Genomic DNA, 18542 nt, shown 5'->3' with positions numbered 1-18542 from the left:
TTTGTCGGAGATCTCCCCTACGGTGTGGCGGCATGAGCGCACCCGCCTTCCCGCCGCCCGACGAGAACGCCTTAGATCTCCCCGAAGCGTGGCTGCGCGAGCGGCACCCCCGCCGCGACCGTCTGGGGCCGCGGCCGGAGGTGCGCCCCGACAAGGACGCCGCGGAGAAGGTGCGGTCGCTCCTGGACGCGGCCCGTCCGGAGATCGAGGACGTTCTCGCGCTCCCCGGCACGGATCCGGGCCTGGCCGAGTGCGCCCGCGCGTACCTGCGCGGCGAACCGGACCCCGTCGGCGCGGCGGTGATCGCTCACCTGACGTACTCCACGCAGGGCTTCCTCCGGTTCGACGACAGGGACCCGTTCCCGGACGCCTGGACCGCCGAGCACGGCCTGCCGTTCGCCGCCTGCGCCTACGCGGAGCTCTGCGAGGTCACCACCGACTACACCAGCTCCGGCGGCGCCCGCACCTGGCGGGGCGTCAGGGACCGCAGGCCCCGCGACTACATCGGCGGCTGGTGGCACCAGGAGGAGGCCGCCCGGCACGTGCGCGGGCTCCTCGCCGCGGCGGACGACGGCGTGTACGCCGAGGCGGTCGCGAGGTTGGCGGACCACCGCGGCACGCGCCTCCGGAAGGTCGTCGTGTCGTACCTGGTCCCGACCCGGGAGGACTGGGTCGACGACGTCTGCGCCGCCGCGCCGTCCCTCTCCGTGGACGAGTCGCTGGTGCGCTGGATGGTGTTCTGCTCCCTCGGACAGCCGGACCAGCCGCGGACGCACCGGCTGGCGCTCAGCCATGACGAGCACAGCCTGAGCGTCTTCACCACCCTGGTCGAGGGCATCGGCCCGGCGGCCGCGGCGCCGCTGCTGGCCGCGGCCGCCGACGAGCGCTACATCGACGTCGCGATGACGCGGACGCTGCTGGACGTCCTCGCGCGGCTACCCGCCGACGAGGCGTTCCAGGCGCTCGTCGATCGGATCGGCCGCCCGCATGTGCAGGCCGCCGTGAGCCGCGCGGCGAAGAGGTTCCCGAGGCAGGCCCTGCGGCTGCTCGCCCGCGCGGCGGACGTCCCCGCGGTGAGGGAGACGTTGTCGGCGCACCTTCTCGCCCATCCGGGGCTCGTCGAGGAGGTGCTTCCGGAGTTGCCGGAGGAGTCGCGCGCCGCGATCCGGGCCGTCCAGAAGGCGACGGAACGGTATCCGGAGGCCGCGTCGCTGCCGCCGCTGTTCGCCGCGCCGCCGTGGACGCGCGCCCGCCCGAAGGCCAAGCCCGTGGTCGTCAAGGGCCTGACTCCGCCGGGGACGCGGCGCATCGTCTGGGAGCCGGGCGAGCGCGACGCGTGGACGGTCGATCTGCACCACCTGTGGCGGTGGGTCGAGCGGCTGGAATGGCCGGTCCAGGTAGAGCGGTTCAAGGCGGGCGATCTCCCCCCGTACATGCACACGCTGCTGTTCGTGGAGGGGCCGGAGGAGCTGGTCCGGCCGTTGCTGGACGGCTGGGAGCCGCCCCAGACCTGGGACGTGGACGAGTGGATGCGGGTGGTCGTCGCCCGGTTCGAGCTGGACGCGCTCGCCCCCGCCCTGGCCGCGGCCCGGCGCGATCCCGCCAACGCGGGCGTGCTCCTGATGCCGTTCCTCGGCGACGAGGTCGCGAGCACGATGGCCGACTGGCTGGTCCGGCTCAAGCAGGCGGGGAAGACCGCCCGCGCCTGGTTCGGCCGGCACGGCACGGCGGCCGTCCCGGCGCTGGTCCCCGCAGCGCTGGGGCCCGCCTCGGGCAAGGCGGGCGCCGGACGGCGCGCCGCCGAGGCCGCGCTGCGCGTGATCGCCGCGCGGCACGGCGCCGAGGCGGTCGTCGAGGCGGCCCGCGTCCACGGCGAACCGGCGGCGCGGGCGATCAAGGCGCTGCTGGCGACGGACCCCGCGGACGTCCTGCCCGCCAAGATGCCCGTGATCGGTGACTGGGCCGACGCCCGCGCGCTCCCGCAGATCCTCCTGCGGGACCGCACGCACGCCCTCCCGGACGCGGCGGCGGAGCACGTCCTCACGATGCTCGCGCTGTCCAAGCCCGGCGACGCCTATGCGGGCCTCGACACCGTCCGCGAGGTGTGCGACCCGGGCTCGCTCGCCGAGTTTGGCTGGGCGGTGTTCCGCCGCTGGGAGTCGCACGGCGCGCCGCCCAAGGACGGGTGGGCGCTGACGCAGCTCGGGCTGATCGGCGACGACGAGACCGTCCGCCGCCTCACGCCGGTGATCCGCGCCTGGCCCGGCGAGGGCGGCCATGCCAAGGCGGTGAACGGCCTGGACGTCCTCGCCGAGATCGGCACCGGCGTCGCGCTGACGCACCTGCACGCGATCTCCCAGCGGGTGAAGTACAAGGCGCTCCGGAAGCGGGCGCAGGAGAAGATGGCGGAGGTCGCCGCCGGGCTGCGGCTGACGGCCGAGCAGCTCGCCGACCGGCTCGTCCCCGACCTCGGCCTGGACGCGGACGGGAGCATGGTCCTCGACTACGGCCCGCGCCGCTTCACGGTCGGGTTCGACGAGCAGCTCAGGCCGCACGTCGCCGACGAGGACGGCACGCGCCGCAAGGCCCTGCCGAAGCCCGGCGCCAAGGACGACCCCGACCTCGCGCCCGCCGCCTACAAGGCGTTCTCGGCGCTCAAGAAGGACGTCCGCACCGTCGCCGCCGACCAGGTCCGCCGCCTGGAGACGGCGATGGTGACGCGCCGCCGCTGGTCCATGGCCGAGTTCCGGGACCTGCTCGCCGGGCACCCGCTCGTCGGCCACATCGTCCGCCGCCTGGTGTGGATCTCCACCGAGGACGAGGGCGAGGACGGCGGCGGCAAGGCGGCGGCGTTCCGCGTCGCCGAGGACCGCACCTTCGCCGGCGCGGACGACGACGTCCTCACCCTCCCGGACTCGGCGAGCGTCCGCGTCGCGCATCCGGTCGACCTCGGCGCGTCGCTCGCGGCCTGGTCGGAGCTGTTCGCCGACTACCAGATCCTCCAGCCGTTCCCGCAGCTCGGACGCGGTGTCCACGAGCTCACCGCCGAGGAGCGCGCGAGCGGGCGGCTCGCCCGGTTCGAGGGCGCGACGGTCCCGGTCGGCAGGGTCCTCGGGCTGGAGCGGCGCGGCTGGGAGCGCGGCGTCCCGCAGGACGCGGGCGTCGAGCCCTGGATCTCGCGGCGCGTCGCCCCGGACCGGTACGTCGTCATCGACCTCGATCCGGGCATCTCCGTCGCCGCCACCGACATGGCGCCGGAGCAGACCCTCGACCGCGTCGGCCTGCTCAGCAGGCCCGACGGCTTCTGGCGGGGCGGCACCACCGTGGGCGCCGCCGATCTCGACCCGGTCATCGCCTCGGAGATCCTCGCCGACCTCGTCCACCTGACCGGGACGCCGCGATGACCGCGATCCCGGACGTCCTGCTGAGCCCGCCGTGGGCGGGGATCAAGAAGACGAAGAAGCAGCCGGAGGACCTCGTCCCGGGCCTTCTGCCCCCGGCCGACCGCGTCCTGGCGTGGAAGCCGGGGGAGCGGGACGCCTGGGCGGCCACCCGAGCCTCGGTCGCGTTCGACGACGCGGCGCTCGACCGCGTCCTGCGCCAGTACCGGGCGGGCGCGAGCGGCGACCACCGGTGGCTCGCGGCGCTCTTCGCGCAGGGCCCGGAGGACGCCGTCCGGCCTTTCGTGGCGTCGTGGCGTCCGGAGTCGTGGGACCTCGCCGACGCGCTGAGGCCGGTCGTCGCCCGGTTCGGCGTCCTGGCCCGGGACGCGGCGCTCCACGCGGCGGAGTACGAGCGGACCCGCACGGGCGCGATCCTCCTGCCGTTCCTGGACGCGGACGTGGTCCGGCTGATCGCCCACTGGGCCTGCCGCGTCCCGACGATGGCGGCGCTGACCAGCGCTTACCTCGAACGGCACGGCGTGGCGGCGGTGCCGTTCCTCGTGCCGGACGCGCTCGCCCGGCCCACGGCGCCGCGCACGAACGCGGCGCACGTCCTGCGGATCATCGCCGCGTCCGAAGGCCCGGACGCGGTCGTCGGCGCGGCCCGCGTCCACGGCGACGAGGCCGCCGCCGCGATCGGGCGCCTGCTCGCCGCCGACCTGCGGAAGGACGTGCAGGCCCCGCCGCCGCTCCCAGTGTGGGCCGATCCCAGCACGCTACCGCCGGTCCCGCTGCGCGGCGGCCGGGACGTGCTGCCGCCGGACGCCGTCCGCGCCCTGGTGCTGCTGCTGGCGATGACGAAGGCGCCCGACGCGTATCCGGCGGCGTCCGGGTGGCTGGACGAGGCCGTCGCCGCCTGCGAGCCGGGCGCCGTCGCCGAGCTGGCCTGGGCGCTGTTCACCCGCTGGCTGGACGCCGGGCGGCCGAGCACGCACAACTGGGCCCTGCGCGTGCTCGCCCGCGTCGGCGACGACGAGACCGCCCGCCGCCTCGGCCCGGTGGTCCGCGCCTGCCCGGGATGGTCGAAGTTCGCCCGCGCCGCGGCGGGACTGGAGACCCTCGCGGCGATCGGCACCACGACAGCGCTGCTCCAGGTCGCGGGTGTCGCGCGGTCGAAGGACAAGCCGCTGCGCGAGCGAGCCCACGCGATGATCGGTGAGCTGGCGCGCGAGCGGGGCCTGACCGCCGAGCGGCTCACCGACCGGCTCGTCCCCGACTTCAGCCTGGACGCGGACGGGAGCATGGTCCTCGACTACGGCCCGCGCCGCTTCACCGTCGGGTTCGACGAGCAGCTCAAACCGTACGTCCGGGACGACAAGGGCAAGCCGCGCAAGGCCCTGCCCAAGCCCGGCGCGCGAGACGACGCCGCCCGCGCGGAGGCAGCGCGTGCCCGCTACGACGCGCTGCGCAAGGACGTCCGGACCGTCGCCGCCGACCGCGTCCACCGGCTGGAGACCGCGATGGTGACGGGCGAGCGCTGGACGGCGGCGGAGTTCCGCGCCCACTTCGCGGAGCATCCGCTGCTGTGGCACCTGGCCCGGCGGGTCGTCTGGCAGACCTGGGACGCGACCGGAAGCCCGAGCGCGTTCCGCGTCGCCGAAGACCGCACCCTCGCGGACGTCCACGACGCCCCGCTCGACTTCCCGGACGCGGCGGACGTCGGCGTCGCCCACCCGCTCCGCCTCGGCGACGACCTGAAGGCGTGGGCGGAGCTGTTCGCCGACTACGAGATCCTCCAGCCGTTCCCGCAGCTCGCGCGGCCCGTCCACACGCTGACGGACGAGGAGCGCGCGGGCACGAGGCTGGAGCGGTTCGAGGGCGCGACCGTCCCGTTCGGCGCGGTGCTCGGGCTGACCCGGCGCGGCTGGGATCGCGGGCCGATCGGCGACGGCGGGATCGGGACCACGATCGTCCGCCGCGTCGGCGACGACCGGTACGTCGTCGTCGAGCTCGATCCGGGCATCGTGGCGGGCCAGCCGAACCTGTCCGGCGAGCAGCGCCTCACCCGCGTCCACGCGAGCCGTGTCCGGGACGGGCACGGACCCGCCGGGCCGCCGCTGGGCGAGGTGGACGCCGTCCTCATGTCCGAGATCCTCGCCGACCTCAACGCATTGAAGGAGCGATGATGGCCGAGGCACTGCCGAAGGCGCTGGTCGACCCGCCGTGGTCACGCGCTCCCGAAGCGCCGAAGGACGACGCCCAGATCCTCGTCCCGGGGCTCGTCCCGCCGGACGACCGGCACATCGCCTGGCTGCCGGGCGAGCGCGAGGAATGGGCGGCGAGCCAGTACGGCAAGTGGCATGGCGACGAATGGGAGGCGGCCGTCGAGCAGTTCCGCGACGGCCGGATGCACTACCCGCCCACGCAGGCGACCCTTCTCGCCTTGGGCCCGGAGCACCTCGTCCGGCCGCTCCTCGCCGACTGGGCACCGACCGTCACGTGGGACTTCGCCCACTCGCTGCGTCCGATCATCGGCCGCTTCGAGGGCGACGCACGGGACGTCGCGGTCCGCCTGGGCAGGTCAAACCCGCACGGCACCGGCCCCGCGCTGCTGCCCTTCCTGGACGCCGAGGTCGCCCGGCTGATGGCGGACTGGCTGTACCGGCTGAAGTCCGCCCAGCCCCTGGCCCGCGAGTGGTTCGGGCGGCACGGTCTCGCCGCCGTCCCGTACCTGGTCCCGGACGCGCTCGGCAAGCGCCGCGCCGCCCGCCGCACCGCCGTCCACGCGCTGCGCTGGATCCACGAGGAGGTCGGCGGCGACGTCGCCGAGGCGGCCCGCGTCCACGGAGACGAGGCGGCCAAGGCGGTCGCCGAACTGCTCGCGACCGCGCCGAGGTACGTCCCCGCGCACCAGCAGGCGGCCAAGCCCCCCGTCCTCCCGGCGTGGGTGGAGCCGGGCGCGCTGCCGCCCCCGGTCCTGCGCGGCGGCCGGGAACTCCCCGCCGACGCCGTCCGCACCTTCGTGCTCCTGCTGGCCATGGCGGAGCGCCCGGACGCCTACCCCGGCGTGGAGGACGCCGTCGCCGAGGCCGCCGCCGCGTGCGAACCGGCCTCGCTGACCGCGTTCGCGTGGGGCATGTTCGAGGCGTGGCGGACGGCGGGCATGCCCGGCCGGTCCGGGTTCGTGCTGCCCGCGCTCGGCCGGTTCGGCGACGCCGAGACCGTCCGCCGCCTCACCCCGCTCATCCGCGAATGGCCGGGGCAGAGCGGCCACGACCGCGCCGTCGCGGGCCTGGACGCGCTGGTCGCGATCGGCGAACGCTCCGGCGACATGGCGCTGATCGAACTGAGCCGCATCGCGCGGAAGGTGAAGTACAAGGGCCTCCAGCGGCAGGCGGAGATCCGGCTCCAGCGGCTCGCCGCCGACCGGGGCCTCACCGCCGACGAGCTCGCCGACCGGCTCGTCCCGGACTTCGGCCTCGACGCCGCCGGGACCATGACGCTCGACTACGGTCCGCGCCGCTTCACGGTCGGCTTCGACGAGCAGCTCAAGCCCTACGTGACCGGCGACGACGGCAAGCGCCGCAAGGCCCTCCCGAAGCCCGGCGCCAAGGACGACCCCGACCTCGCGCCCGCCGCGTACGCGCGTTTCGCGGCCTTGAAGAAGGACGTCCGCGCGATCGCGGGCGACCAGGCCGCGCGCCTGGAGTCCGCGATGGTCGCGGGCCGCCGCTGGACGCCCGCCGACTTCCGCGCCTTCTTCGTCGACCACCCGCTCATCTGGCACGTCGCGAAGCGCCTGGTCTGGACGACCGGCGCCGCCGCGTCCGATACCGCCGCGTTCCGGCTCGCCGAGGACCGGACGCCCACCGACGTCAACGAGCGGCCGTTCACGATCCCCGACGCGGCCCACGTCGGCATCGCCCATCCCCTCCACCTCGGCGAGGAGGTCGCGGCCTGGTCGGAGCTGTTCGCCGACTACGAGATCCTCCAGCCGTTCCCGCAGCTCGGCCGCCCCGTCCTCACCCTGGACGAGGGCGAGGGCGAGGACGGCCGACTGGCGCGGTTCGAGGGCCTGTCCGTCCCGTACGGGAAGATCCTCGGCCTGACGCGCGCCGGCTGGGTGCGGGGCACGCCGCAGGACGGCGGCATCGAAGAATGGATCTCCAAGCAGGTCGCCCCGGACCGCCACGTCGTGATCGACCTGAACCCCGGCATCGCGGTCGGCTACGTGAACATGACCTCCACCCAGACGCTCACGCGCGTCCGGATGGCGCCCGCCCCGCACAGCGCGGACCCGCCCATCCCGCACGGCTTCGCCGACCTCGACCCGGTCGTCCTCTCCGAACTCCTCCTCGACCTGGAGTCGCTGCTATAGGAACCGGGAGCTGTGCACCGGGCCGGGGGAGTGGACCGCGTCCCGCGTCCCGGTGAGCCAGCGGTCGCGGACGGCGGCGACGAACGCGGTCAGCACGTCGTCGCCGTCGGCGGGGGCGCCGTCGTCGCCGGGCTCCGCCTGCGGGTCGGCGCGGACGATCTCGGACGCCAGCTCCTCGGGCGACCGCTCGTCCTCGGGCAGCCGCTCCGGTTCGCGGCGCTCCGGGTCGAGCCGCAGCCGCTCGCCCCACGGACGGGTGACGGTCTGGTGCAGGACGCCGCTGACGTCCGCGCTGACCTGCGGCGGGTCCGTCCAGCAGGTGGCGTGCTCGAACAGGATCTGCTCCTCGGCCCGCTCCCACAGCGGTCCCGCGTCGACCTCGCGGAGGTCGTAGGCCACCACGAGCACGCTGGGACGGCCCGGCTCGAACGGCCGCGCGGGCAGCCCGAGCACCTCCGCCGTGGCGAGGCCCAGGATCCGGCTGGACCGGTCGTCCAGCAGGGCGACCTCGCGCGGCCGCTGCCCTGCCGCGTCCAGGACGAGGCGCAGCCGCTCGATGCTCCGGCGGCACGCGTCATAGCTGTCGCCGAGGTAGGCGAAGCGGCCGTTCATGCCGTCGTCGAACCCGAACGGCGACAGCGTCAGCAGCACGCCGCCGCCGAGCGCGAAGTGCCAGCCGCGCAGGTCCCGGTCGTCGAGGGGCCCGGCGGACCGCGCCGCCTCCGCCCGGCCGAGCGCCCGCGCCAGCCGGTCGCGGGCGGGCAGCCACCGGTCGTCCGCCGGGGTGGCCAGCCGCGCGGCCTCGTCCGACGCGCGGTCCAGGTCACCGGCCATGAGCGCGTTGTGGGCGAGCAGGTAGCGGTCGGGCCAGTCGTCCAGCGCGGACTGATCGTCCAGGACGGCGACGGCCTCCTCGTGCCGCTCCTCGCGCTCCAGGGCCGAGACCAGCTCCATGACGAGCGCCTTCTCCCGGGGCACGAGCCGCAGCGCCTCCCGCAGCGCGGGCACCGCCAGGAACGGCACGCCGCGCTCGACGCACGCGTACCCGAAGTCGTACAGCTCCTGCGGCGCCGCCTGGACGGCCACCGCCGCGGCGGCCTCCCGCAGGTCGTCGAACCCCGACAGCGCCGCCGCGCCCTCCATCAGCCGCGCGACCTCCGCGAGGTTCATCTCCTCCGCGTGGAACCGCAGATGCCGCAGGAGTCCGGGGATGTCGCCGCCTTCCAGGAGTGCCCGTGCCTCATCGCTCATGGGCCGGAACGGTAAGGCTTCACCGGCCCGCGGGTCACCTGTTTTTCGCGGCCTCGTCGAGTGCGCGGAGCACGTCCGGGACGAGGTCTCCGGCGTCCTCCACGCCCACGGAGAACCGGACGAACCCGGGCTCCACCGCGTCGCCGCCCCACCGGCCCCGCCGCTCCGCCGAGCTGTGCACGCTGCCGAAGCTCGTGGCCTGCGCCGCGAACCGCAGCGCGCCGAGGAACCGCTCCGCGAACGCCTCGTCCGGCAGCGTGAACGACACGACGCACCCGAACCGGCGCATCTGCCGGGACGCCAGCTCGTGCGACGGGTCGTCCGGCAGCCCCGGATACCGCAGCCCGGACACCTCGGGCCGGTCCTTCAGCGCCGTCGCGAGCGCGAGGGCGTTCGCGGCCTGCCGGTCCAGCCGCAGGTGCAGCGTGGCCAGGGACCGGTGCGCGAGCCACGCCTCCATCGGCCCCGGGATCGCTCCGACGGTCTTGCGCCACAGCCGCACGCTCTCCGCCAGCCCGGCGTCACGCGTCGCGACGTGCCCGAGGAGCAGGTCGCCGTGCCCGCTCATCGCCTTGGTGTCGCTCGCCACCGAGAAGTCCGCGCCGAGATCGAGGGGCCGCTGCCCGAGCGGCGTGGACAGCGTGTTGTCGACCGCGACGAGCGCGCCCCCCGCGTGCGCGGCGTCCGCGATCCGCGCGATGTCGCACACGTCCAGGTTCGGGTTGGACGGCGTCTCCAGCCACACCAGCCGCGCCCCGTCCAGCACCCCGAGCTGCGCGTCGTCCGCCGTCGGCGCCATCCGCACCTCGGCGCCGTACGACTCCAGCCGGTCCTTGAGCGCGCGCGTCACGTTGTAGCAGTCGGTCGGCATCACGACCACGTCGCCCGCCTTGACCTGCGACAGCACCACGGCCGCGATCGCCGCCATCCCGGACGCGAACGTGACGACCTCCGCGCCGCCCTCCAGCTCGCCGATGGCGGCCTCCAGCAGCGTCCACGTCGGGTTCGCGTCCCGCCCGTACGTGTACGGCCCCACCGGCTCGCCCGGCAGGTGGAAGTGCGCCGCGAACACCGGCCCCGGCAGCGCCGGCGCGTACTTCTCGGCGGGCGGACGCCCCGCCCCCACCGCCAGCGTCCCGTCCCCGATGTCCATGTCCGTCCCTTCTCTGCGCGACCGTCCACCATCGTCCCGCACCCCTCCCACCAGCCAGGACACGGGGTGTCGCCGGTACGTGTGAGGATCACGGGATCCACGGGCGGCCGGTATGCATCGAAACCGGGAATCGCCCCCCGAATCAAGGAGAACCGAATGGCCGACGCCTTACCCGGTGTGCTGACCGACCCTCCGTGGCGCGTGTGGGACGCGCCGGACCCGGTCATCGTCAAGGGCCTCAAGCCCCCGCCGTCCAAGATCGTCTGGGAGGACGGCGAGCGCGAGAAATGGGCCCCCGGCCCCGGCCCCGCCCCCGAGACCGACTGGGACGACGCCGTCCGGCAGCAGCGCGACGGCCGCCTGTGGCGCTCGGTCGAACTCTTCACATGGGGACCCGAGGACGACGTCCGGCCGCTGCTCGCGACGTGGAAGCCGGACATAGGTCGCTCGGGCCTGGGCGTGGACGCCGTCCTCGCGCGCTTCGGACTCGATGCGCTCGCCCCCGTCCTGCACGCCGCCAAGGACAGCCCGGAGAACGCCGGAGGCACGCTCCTGCCCGTCCTCGACGGCAAGGCGGCCCGCATCGTCTCCGGCTGGCTGGCGAGCGGCGGCGAGGACGCCGGGATCGCGCACGCCTGGCTGACGCGGCACGGCGCCGACGCCGTCCCCTACCTGCTGCCGGACGCGCTGGGCGCCCGCGAGTCGCTGCGCGCCAAGGCCGCCCTGGCGCTGCGCCTCATCGCGGCGGAGCGGTCACCCGAGGCCGTCGTGGACGCGGCCGGACGGCACGCCGCAGCCGTCGCGCCCCTGCTCGCGGACGTCCCACGCGTCGACCCCGGCGACCCGTGGGCCGTCGCGCTCCTCGACCCGCCGCGCATCGGTGGCTGGCTCGACCCCGCCACCCTGCCCGCCGTCGCACTGCGCGGCGGCGGCATCGTCCCACTCGAAGCCAACGCGCACATCGCGACGATGCTGGCGATGTCCGGCGACGATGTCTTCCCGGGGCTTTCGGACGTCCACGACGCCTGCGACCCGCCCTCGCTCGCCGCCTTCGCCTGGGCGATCTTCGAGCGCTGGCGGACCGGCGGAGCGCCCACCGCCGACGCCTGGGCCCTGACCACGCTGGGCATCTGGGGCGACGACGACACGGTCCGCCGCCTCACGCCCATCCTGCGGGCCTGGCCGGGGCAGGCCATGCACCACCGGGCCGTCCAGGGCCTCGATGTCCTCGCCGCGATGGGTACCGAGACCGCGCTCGTCCACCTCGACGGCATCGCCCGCAAGGTGAAGTTCGGCGGCCTCCGCGACGCCGCCCGCGCCAAGATCGCACAGGTCGCGAGGCACCTCGGCCTCACCGGCGAGCAGCTCGCCGACCGCCTCGTCCCGCGCTTCGGCTTGGACGCGTCCGGAACCCTCACGCTCGACTACGGCCCGCGCCGCTTCACCGTCGGCTTCGACGAGCAGCTCAAGCCCTACGTCACCGATGACGACGGGAAGCTCCGCAAGTCGCTGCCGAAGCCCGGCGCGAAGGACGACCCGTCCCTCGCCCCGGCCGCCTACCAACGCTACGCCGATCTGAAGAAGGACGTCCGCGCCATCGCGTCCGTCCAGCTAGGACGGCTGGAGGCCGCGATGCTGAACGGCCGCCGCTGGTCCGCCGCCGACTGGCGCGACCACATCGCCGGCCACCCGCTGATCTGGCACCTCGCCCGCCGCCTCGTCTGGACGTCCGGCGGCACCGCCGTCCGCCTGGCCGAGGACCGCACCCTCGCCGACGTGGACGACAAGACCGTCACGCTCCCGGACGGCGCCGAGATCGCCCTGCCCCACCCGATCCACCTCGGTGACGACCTCCCCACCTGGACGGAACTGTTCGCCGACTACGAGATCCTCCAGCCGTTCCCGCAGCTCGCCCGTCCCGTCCACGCCTTCGCCTCGGACGAGGCCGCGTCCTGGCACCTGCCCCGCTTCGAGGGCGCCGAGGTCCCCATGGGCCGCCTGCTCGCCTTGGACAAGCACGGCTGGGAGCGGGGCAGACCCCAAGACAACGGGACACAGAACTGGCTCGAATACCGGAGCGGCTCGGTCTACGTCGTGATCAGCCTATTCTCGGGCATCCAGGTCGGCATGCCCTACGGCCGCGACACCGACAGGCTCACCCACGTCTGGATCACCGAGCGCCCTCACCGCTTCCCACCGAAGGACGGCACCGGCCACACCTTCGCCGAACTCGACCCGGTGACGGCCTCCGAGGTCCTCGCCCACCTCACATCCCTGACCGGCTGAACAGGCGACCCCACCGCCCCGGCCGAACCGGGGCGGTGGACGCCGCCACGAACGGCGCCAGCCCGTCCACCACCTTCCGGGCCGCCTCCGGCACATCGGAGCACGGCGCGAGGAGCACCCCCGTGGACGCCGCGAACCACGGCAGCCCGTCCGGCCCCGGCCGCACCGCGACGCTCTCCCCGAGCACCGGCAGCGCCGGATGCGACACCCGCAGCAGCGCGGGCGGCCCGTAGCGGAGCGCCACGCGATGCCCCCGCGCCGCCAGTTCCCCGCCCAGCGTGTCCAGATGCCGGACGGCGTTCACCGGGCCGTCCACACGATGCGGCGCCCGTCCCACCACGCCCGGCCGACCTCGCCGAGATCGACGTAGACGATCCGGCCGCTCGTGCTCGGCAGCACCTTCCGGACGACCCCGCACGCCCCGGGCGGCGCGTCCACCAGCACCGCGTCCACCCGCCGCACCGCGACCTTTGGGTCATCGGTGACCCCGCCCGCGCCGCCCCGGGCACTCACCTTCACGTCCCACGAGTAGAGGACCGGCAGCCCGTTGGAACCTCGGGTCATCGACACATCCCGCCTCACTAGTTGTGATGAGACGGGCACGCTAAGTCAGGGCGCTCGCGTCCGAGTTTCGCCGGGGAAACCGCGGTCAGGCCAGGTTCATGCGCCAAGCCAGCCCACGCAAATCCCGGTGAGAGGAGTGGTCGTACAGATCGGCGACGAGGTCACGAACCATCGGATCATGGTGGATCAGTTGCGCGTCGAGCTTCTCAGCGCGTCGCAGCTCGGAGACCGCCTGTAGATTCCGGTCGAGCATCGCGAGGGCCCTGCCCTTCTCCAGATGGAGGGCTGCCTTCCGGCCGCGAGGAAGCGGTGCGGGATCGGTCGCGTCGGCGGCCTGGACCGCCCCCTCGGGTTCGCTCGCCTCCACGGCGAGCAGCGTTCGCCAGGCGCCGACGTTGGCGGGGCCGAACCACTGCCAGGCGTCCGCGTGCTCGCCGACGCGGTCGGCCACACGGGCCGCCTCGTCCAACTGATCGGACGCGGCGCCCGGCTCCGATCGCAACTGGCAGGCGAGGGCCGCCGTGAGGCGGAGCATCCCGTACACCTGGTGCGCGAAGCGGTCGTCACCGAGCTGGTCCTGAAGCCCGTCGGCGATTCGGGCGCTCTCCCGCAGCGCGCGCGACATCGAGGACGACCGGCGCGCATGGGCCTGGCTGAACGTGGCGGCCCCGATCATGACGGGGTCGTCGAGCAGGTGCGCGGCCCGATCAGCGCGGTCCGCCGCGACCCAGGCCAGATCGACCTGGCCGGTGTTGCGGAGCAGGGAGGTCGCGGCGGCGCACAGTTCGACGAGCAGCCGGAGCGCGGCGATCCGCGTCCTCTCGTCGCCTTGGGCGGCGTGGACGTGCAGTTCGGCGATGACGGGCGGCAGCGAGGACGCGAGGGCCGCATGGTCCGACTCCCTGCGTTGCCGCAGGATGGGGCCCTGCTTGAGGTCGGCGAGGACGTTGACGGGGCGGGCGGGGATGTCGGGTGGGTCGTCCAGGGAGGAGTCGAGCAGGACTTCGCGGAGCCGGACGACGTCGGCGTACGCGCGGTTCTCCGGGCGGACGATCGGGGTGGGTTCGCCGAGGAGGTCCGTGGCCGAGACGGAGAGGGCCTCGGCGAGGGCACTGATGTCGGTGCGCCGTTCCAGGCGCAGGTGCCCGTTCTCGATGCGGGACAGCCATCCCTTCGTGCGGCCGACGAGTCCGGCGGCGACTTCGAGGGACATCCCGCGGTACAGGCGGGCGGCGCGGACGTTCTCGCCGATCCGCCTCGTCTCGTTACCAGGCAGGGCCATGGCCAACCTTTCGACGCCTGCGTCCACGGTAAGCGATCGGCGCTGTACCAGGAGTGATCGGCGGGAGACGGGTAGGGCGGTGCAGCGTAGGCCGCTCAGGCGGGCGGAAGTTTCCGTCCGGAAACGAGGTTCATCCGCCACGCTAGCCCGCGCAGATCGCGGGCCGGGCGCGCGGGAGGAGGCCCCCGACCAGCTCCTTGACGAGGGGGTGATTGCGGATCTGGCTGGGGGAGAGGCGCTCGGCGGCTCGCAGCTCGCGGACGGCGTCGGCGGCGCGTCCGAGCATGGCGTGGGCGCGGGCCCGCTCGATGAGCAGTGCGGCGCGGCGGTTGCCGGGCGCGAGGGCGCGCGGTTCGACGCGGTCCGCGAGGGCGCGCGGTTCGACACGGTCCGCGTGGGCGAGGGCCTCGCCGGGCTCACCCGCCTCCACGGCCAGGGACGCGCGCCAGACGGCGACGTTGGCGGGGCCGAACAGCTCCCAGAGGTCCGGCCGGTCGCCGAGAGGCTCGGCGATGCGGGACGGCCTCGGCGGCATGCGCGCGCGCCTCGGCGGCGTGCTCGCGCGTCCCGGCGTGGTCGCCGCCGACCTCGCAAGCTAGCGCGGCGGACAACCGAAGCATCGCGTACACCTTGCGCGCGAAGCGGTCGTCGCCCACGTGCGGCTCGACGGCGTCGGCGACGCGGTCCAAGGTCATCAGCGCGCGGGGCCGGTTGGCCGAGGGACGGGCGTGGGCGCGGCCGAACGCGGCGACGGCCGTCCACACGGGGTCGCCGAGCAGTTCCGCCGCCTGGCGTGCGCGCTCACCGCTGACCCAGGCCAGCCGGACGAGGCTGGACCGGCGGCGGGTGGGAGTTTCCGTCCGGAAATTGTGCAGGGTCAGGGGGCGAATCTGACTTCCGGGTACCGGGACGACGGTCCGTCGAGCAGGTCGCTGTGCCTGCCGCGCAGGTATCGGTCGAAGTAGGCGCTGACGTAGGCGCGCACCACCGCGGCCGCGCGTCGCCCCTCGATCGTGCCGGCCGCCTTGGCCACCTCGTCCGGCGGGATGCCGAGGATGGGAGCCGCCTGTGGCAGCAGCACGGCGAAGTCCAGGAAGGTGTCGTGGGCCGCCCCGGCGAGTTTGAGTCGCAGCTTCGGGCCGCGCTGGTTGGCCCAGAACGTCGCCCAGGAAGCGTCCCTCCCGGCGTCTTCCTCTTGCCTGCCGAACAGCAGGAGCGGACGACGGGAGCCGGCGACGGCGGCGGGGGTCCACAGGGTTCCGTCCAGGTTGATCCCGGCGGTGAGACGGGAGTCGTCGTGCAGGGCCGCGGCGGTGGTGGTGCCCCCGTCGGACTGGCCGAACATCCCGACGCGGGCCAGGTCGAGCGCGCCTCGCAGGCCGTGCGGCAGTCGCCGGTGGTCGGCGTCCAGGTCGCGCCCCCGGTTGAGCGCGGCGAGTTGGTCGAGGACGAACCGGGTGTCCGCGACGCGGGCCTCGACCGCCTTGGTGGTCAGCTCGACCTCGTTGTCGTCGGTGAGTTCGGGGATGGCGGAGGGCTCCAGGCGTCCGTCCGGGAACTCGACGGCGAACGCGTCGTGGGTGTGGTCGATGGTCACGACGACGTAGCCGCGGCTGGCGAGGTCCTCGATCAGGGCGGTGGCCTCCGTGCGCCACCCGCCCAGGCCGTGGGAGTACAGGAGCACGGGCCACCCCGCCCGGCGCCGCTGAACCGGAGCGCCGACGTGCCCGGCGGTCGTCGGCCAGTTGAGGACGGGCAGGTTGTTGAGCCGTTCGTATGCGCGCGCGATGGCGGGCGTCATCCACGGCGCGTTCGGGTGTCCGCGGACGGTGGCGGCCGGGTACCAGATCTGGATCATGAGATGGCGGTCCGGCTGAGCGGGCACCCAGGGGTCGGGTCGGGACCGGTCGACCAAATGCAGCGACACCGTGCCGACGCGCTGGTGGCCGGTAGGGGCGGGCAGCGTGAACTGGACCTGCGGGGAGGGAGCGGGCCCTGAGCCCGCCGCCACGGGCATGGCCTTCGCCGTTCCCAGACTCGCGACCAGCAGGCCACTCGCCAGCAAGGCCGCCAGTGGCGGCCGTAGGACTCGTCGGATCGGTGAGCGGGGCATGGCGCGGCTCATGGCTCTCCTGCGGGCTCGGTCCGGGTGCGGACGGCGCGTCCCGCCTACGCGAGACGCGTCCATACAACCGGCGGTCCGGCGAAGGAAGCACTGGGCCGGACCGGAGTCTTCGGGTATGGCTAGCCCCACCGGTCATGCCGCGCCGACAACAGCGCGCCCGGCCTGAATGAGCGACCCCTCACCCGGACCCCCGCACGATCCACGGGCACGAAGGCGCAGGGCCGCAAGCAATGATGGCTCGCGGTGATGGTCACACCGGCGGGGCAGCCCGACCGCGACGCCGCCCGGGATACGCCGGCCCGGTCGTGGATGCCACCCCGCAGTCGCTGTTGGAGCGCCGCCCCAGCAGGGCGCGGGCCCGGTCGGCGCAGATCCAGCGGCGTGGTGTCGGTGGGTGCGCCGGCATCCGGGCGCGCCAGCTCCAGCGGGTCGGGAACGATGTCGCCGAGCTGTTCGGCGTCCTCCAGCGCGGCATGCAGCACCTTGCGGGAGTCGGTGTCGGGCGGCGGTTTCCGCCCGGGGAACGTCCGGAGTCCGATCACCCCCCGAGAGCACGCCTATAGACCTGCTCGCCATGACGTACGCAGGCAGGCCATGTGACGGATGTGACGAGGAGGGCGATCTCGCTAATCTCCGTGACGCCGCCTGTGAAGAGGTCCTTTCCTGGCCTTCTGTTGTCAAAAGGGAACCTTGCCGTGCGGCTGGATTGAAGGGTCAGCATGGCGTTCTACGGTTTGCTTGTCCTGCTCATCGGCCTACCTCTTTTGATCCTTGGGATTGTCTCCACGGTCAGACGCAAGCGGGAACGCAGAGATGTCTTCGATGCCGTTGCTCATATCGTCGGAGGATGCCTGTTCATCGTCGTGGGTGGGATCTTCCTGTTCATTCCGGGCGAGTCGGAGGGGGTCTCTGACGGTGAGCCGACCATCGGATGCACGGCCACGGTGCTCGACGCTGACGACGCTCACATCTCGCTCAACAAGGAGCACCTCTACAAGATCCGGGTGCGGGTCGTCCCGACGGAGGGCGCGCCTTTGGAGGTCGTCATCCGCGAGAGATTGGACGCGTGGGAGGCCGGGGCCGTCGGCGGGCACCAAAAGTTCGCCTGCGTTCAAGCGGCGTCGGATCCCGAGCGTGTGAAGATCAAGTGGACGAGCCCGAGATGATCCTTCCCGCGCCCTGTTAGGTATTTCCTGGCTTTTTGGTGTGCGAGGGAAGCCTGTCGTACGGGTGGATGGAGGGGGAAACATGGCATTCGCCGGTGTTCTCATCCTGCTCATCAGCCTGCCCCTTTTGGGCGCCGGGATCGTCCTCGCGGTCCGGTGGTCCGAGGGGAAACGCGAGAGCCTCTTCGAAGCCGTTGGTTGCACCATCGCGGGATGCGAATCCGGGCGCGGGTCGTCCCGGCGGAGGGCGCGCCGTTGGAGGTCGTCATCCACGAGTACTTGGACGCGCTGGAGGCCGGCGCCGTCGGCGGGCACCGCGAGTTCGCCTGCGTCCAGGCGGTGTCGGATCCCCATCGGGTGAAGATCAAGTGGACGAGCCCGAGGTGATCATTCCCGAGTTCTGCTCCATCCGTTGACTGAAAGGCATCGCCTATGTTCGCCGGTCTCTTGTTCGCGATGATCGGCATCCCTTTCCTGATCGGGGGGATCGTCGTCACGGTCAGGCTCAAGCGGAAGAAGAAAAGCGTCTCGACCAGCACTGGCTTCATCATGGGTGGCCTCATCTTCACTGTGGTAGGCGGTGTCTCCATGGCGATTCCCGGTGAGTCGGAGGGGGTTTCCGGTGATGAGCCGACCATCGAGTGCACGGCCACGGTGCTCGACCTCGACGACACCCACGTGATGGTGAACAAGGAGACCATTTACAAGATCCGGGCACGCGTCCTCCCGGTGAGGGGTGCGCCGCTGGATGTCAAGTTCCGCGAGAGGCTGGACGCCCGGGAACTGCGCGCCGCCAGGAAGCACCGTCAGTTCGCCTGCGTCCAGGCGGCGTCGGATCCCGAGCGGGTGAAGATCAAGTGGAAGAGCCCGAGGTGACGGCGGGCGGGGCGTGGCGTCCGGGAGGCGGGCTGCTGGTGTGTGGTGTTCGGGGGTGGTTTGTCGGGGCGCTGCTCT

The 18542-nt window shown here is 73.6% G+C and carries 14 protein-coding genes; 7 read left to right on the top strand and 7 right to left on the bottom strand.

All coding sequences use genetic code 11. The annotated features are described in order from the left end of the window. Nucleotides 1–32: 32 nt before the first annotated feature. The 3 genes from E1300_RS12915 to E1300_RS12905 are packed head-to-tail and all read left to right on the top strand — an operon-like array spanning nucleotide 33 to nucleotide 7761. On the top strand, nucleotides 33–3404 hold the full coding sequence (locus E1300_RS12915; RefSeq protein WP_131757221.1) for a DUF4132 domain-containing protein: 3372 nt from the start codon (nucleotides 33–35) through the stop codon (nucleotides 3402–3404). Further along, nucleotides 3401–5569 carry a DUF4132 domain-containing protein gene (locus E1300_RS12910; protein ID WP_131757220.1) on the top strand — a complete coding sequence of 723 codons (2169 nt, stop codon included), beginning with the start codon at nucleotides 3401–3403 and terminating at the stop codon, nucleotides 5567–5569. Before E1300_RS12915 ends, E1300_RS12910 begins: the two co-directional genes overlap by 4 nt. Beyond that, a complete protein-coding gene (locus E1300_RS12905; RefSeq protein ID WP_131757219.1) occupies nucleotides 5569–7761 on the top strand; it encodes a DUF4132 domain-containing protein in 2193 nt (730 codons plus the stop codon). The genes E1300_RS12910 and E1300_RS12905 overlap by 1 nt, the downstream gene beginning before the upstream one ends. Here E1300_RS12905 and E1300_RS12900 read toward each other — a convergent pair. Both E1300_RS12900 and E1300_RS12895 read right to left on the bottom strand, forming a co-directional pair. After that, nucleotides 7756–9012 (bottom strand): hypothetical protein, encoded by a 1257-nt coding sequence (locus E1300_RS12900; RefSeq protein ID WP_131757218.1) that lies wholly within the window; start codon nucleotides 9010–9012, stop codon nucleotides 7756–7758. The genes E1300_RS12905 and E1300_RS12900 overlap by 6 nt on opposite strands. 34 nt (nucleotides 9013–9046) lie before the next feature. Continuing rightward, entirely contained in the window at nucleotides 9047–10165 is a 1119-nt protein-coding gene (locus E1300_RS12895; RefSeq protein WP_131757217.1) for a cystathionine gamma-lyase, read from the bottom strand. A 156-nt stretch (nucleotides 10166–10321) separates the two neighbouring features. Here E1300_RS12895 and E1300_RS12890 point away from each other — a divergent pair, with 156 nt between their 5' ends. Next, on the top strand, nucleotides 10322–12451 hold the full coding sequence (locus tag E1300_RS12890) for a DUF4132 domain-containing protein (protein WP_131757216.1): 2130 nt from the start codon (nucleotides 10322–10324) through the stop codon (nucleotides 12449–12451). On the opposite strand, the gene E1300_RS12885 is transcribed toward E1300_RS12890, so the two are convergent. From E1300_RS12885 to E1300_RS12865, 5 genes are all read right to left on the bottom strand, one after another. Then, nucleotides 12432–12755, bottom strand: coding sequence for a hypothetical protein (locus E1300_RS12885; protein WP_131757215.1), 324 nt, complete (start codon nucleotides 12753–12755; stop codon nucleotides 12432–12434). The genes E1300_RS12890 and E1300_RS12885 overlap by 20 nt on opposite strands. Next, nucleotides 12752–13015 carry a hypothetical protein gene (locus tag E1300_RS12880; protein WP_131757214.1) on the bottom strand — a complete coding sequence of 88 codons (264 nt, stop codon included), beginning with the start codon at nucleotides 13013–13015 and terminating at the stop codon, nucleotides 12752–12754. The genes E1300_RS12885 and E1300_RS12880 overlap by 4 nt, the downstream gene beginning before the upstream one ends. Nucleotides 13016–13100: 85 nt before the next feature. Beyond that, nucleotides 13101–14297 (bottom strand): helix-turn-helix domain-containing protein, encoded by a 1197-nt coding sequence (locus E1300_RS12875; protein ID WP_131757213.1) that lies wholly within the window; start codon nucleotides 14295–14297, stop codon nucleotides 13101–13103. Nucleotides 14298–14439: 142 nt separating this feature from the next. Further along, nucleotides 14440–14832, bottom strand: a complete 393-nt coding sequence (locus tag E1300_RS12870) for a hypothetical protein (RefSeq protein WP_131757212.1) — start codon at nucleotides 14830–14832, stop codon at nucleotides 14440–14442. Nucleotides 14833–15174: 342 nt separating this feature from the next. Beyond that, on the bottom strand, nucleotides 15175–16362 hold the full coding sequence (locus E1300_RS12865; RefSeq protein ID WP_207399686.1) for an alpha/beta hydrolase family protein: 1188 nt from the start codon (nucleotides 16360–16362) through the stop codon (nucleotides 15175–15177). A 779-nt stretch (nucleotides 16363–17141) separates the two neighbouring features. Between E1300_RS12865 and E1300_RS12860 the strand changes: the two genes are divergently transcribed. The 3 genes from E1300_RS12860 (at nucleotide 17142) to E1300_RS12855 (ending at nucleotide 18464) form a co-directional block, all read left to right on the top strand. After that, nucleotides 17142–17588, top strand: a complete 447-nt coding sequence (locus E1300_RS12860; RefSeq protein ID WP_131757211.1) for a hypothetical protein — start codon at nucleotides 17142–17144, stop codon at nucleotides 17586–17588. Between the two features lie 213 nt (nucleotides 17589–17801). Then, entirely contained in the window at nucleotides 17802–17975 is a 174-nt protein-coding gene (locus E1300_RS50000; protein ID WP_165502810.1) for a hypothetical protein, read from the top strand. Nucleotides 17976–18020: 45 nt separating this feature from the next. Next, nucleotides 18021–18464, top strand: a complete 444-nt coding sequence (locus E1300_RS12855) for a hypothetical protein (RefSeq protein ID WP_131757210.1) — start codon at nucleotides 18021–18023, stop codon at nucleotides 18462–18464. Nucleotides 18465–18542 lie beyond the last annotated feature (78 nt).

The sequence above is a fragment of the Actinomadura fibrosa genome, from assembly GCF_900659615.1.
Taxonomy (GTDB): domain Bacteria; phylum Actinomycetota; class Actinomycetes; order Streptosporangiales; family Streptosporangiaceae; genus Spirillospora; species Spirillospora fibrosa.
Note: the sequence above shows the minus strand (reverse complement) of the source record. Positions and strands in the feature narration are given on the sequence as shown.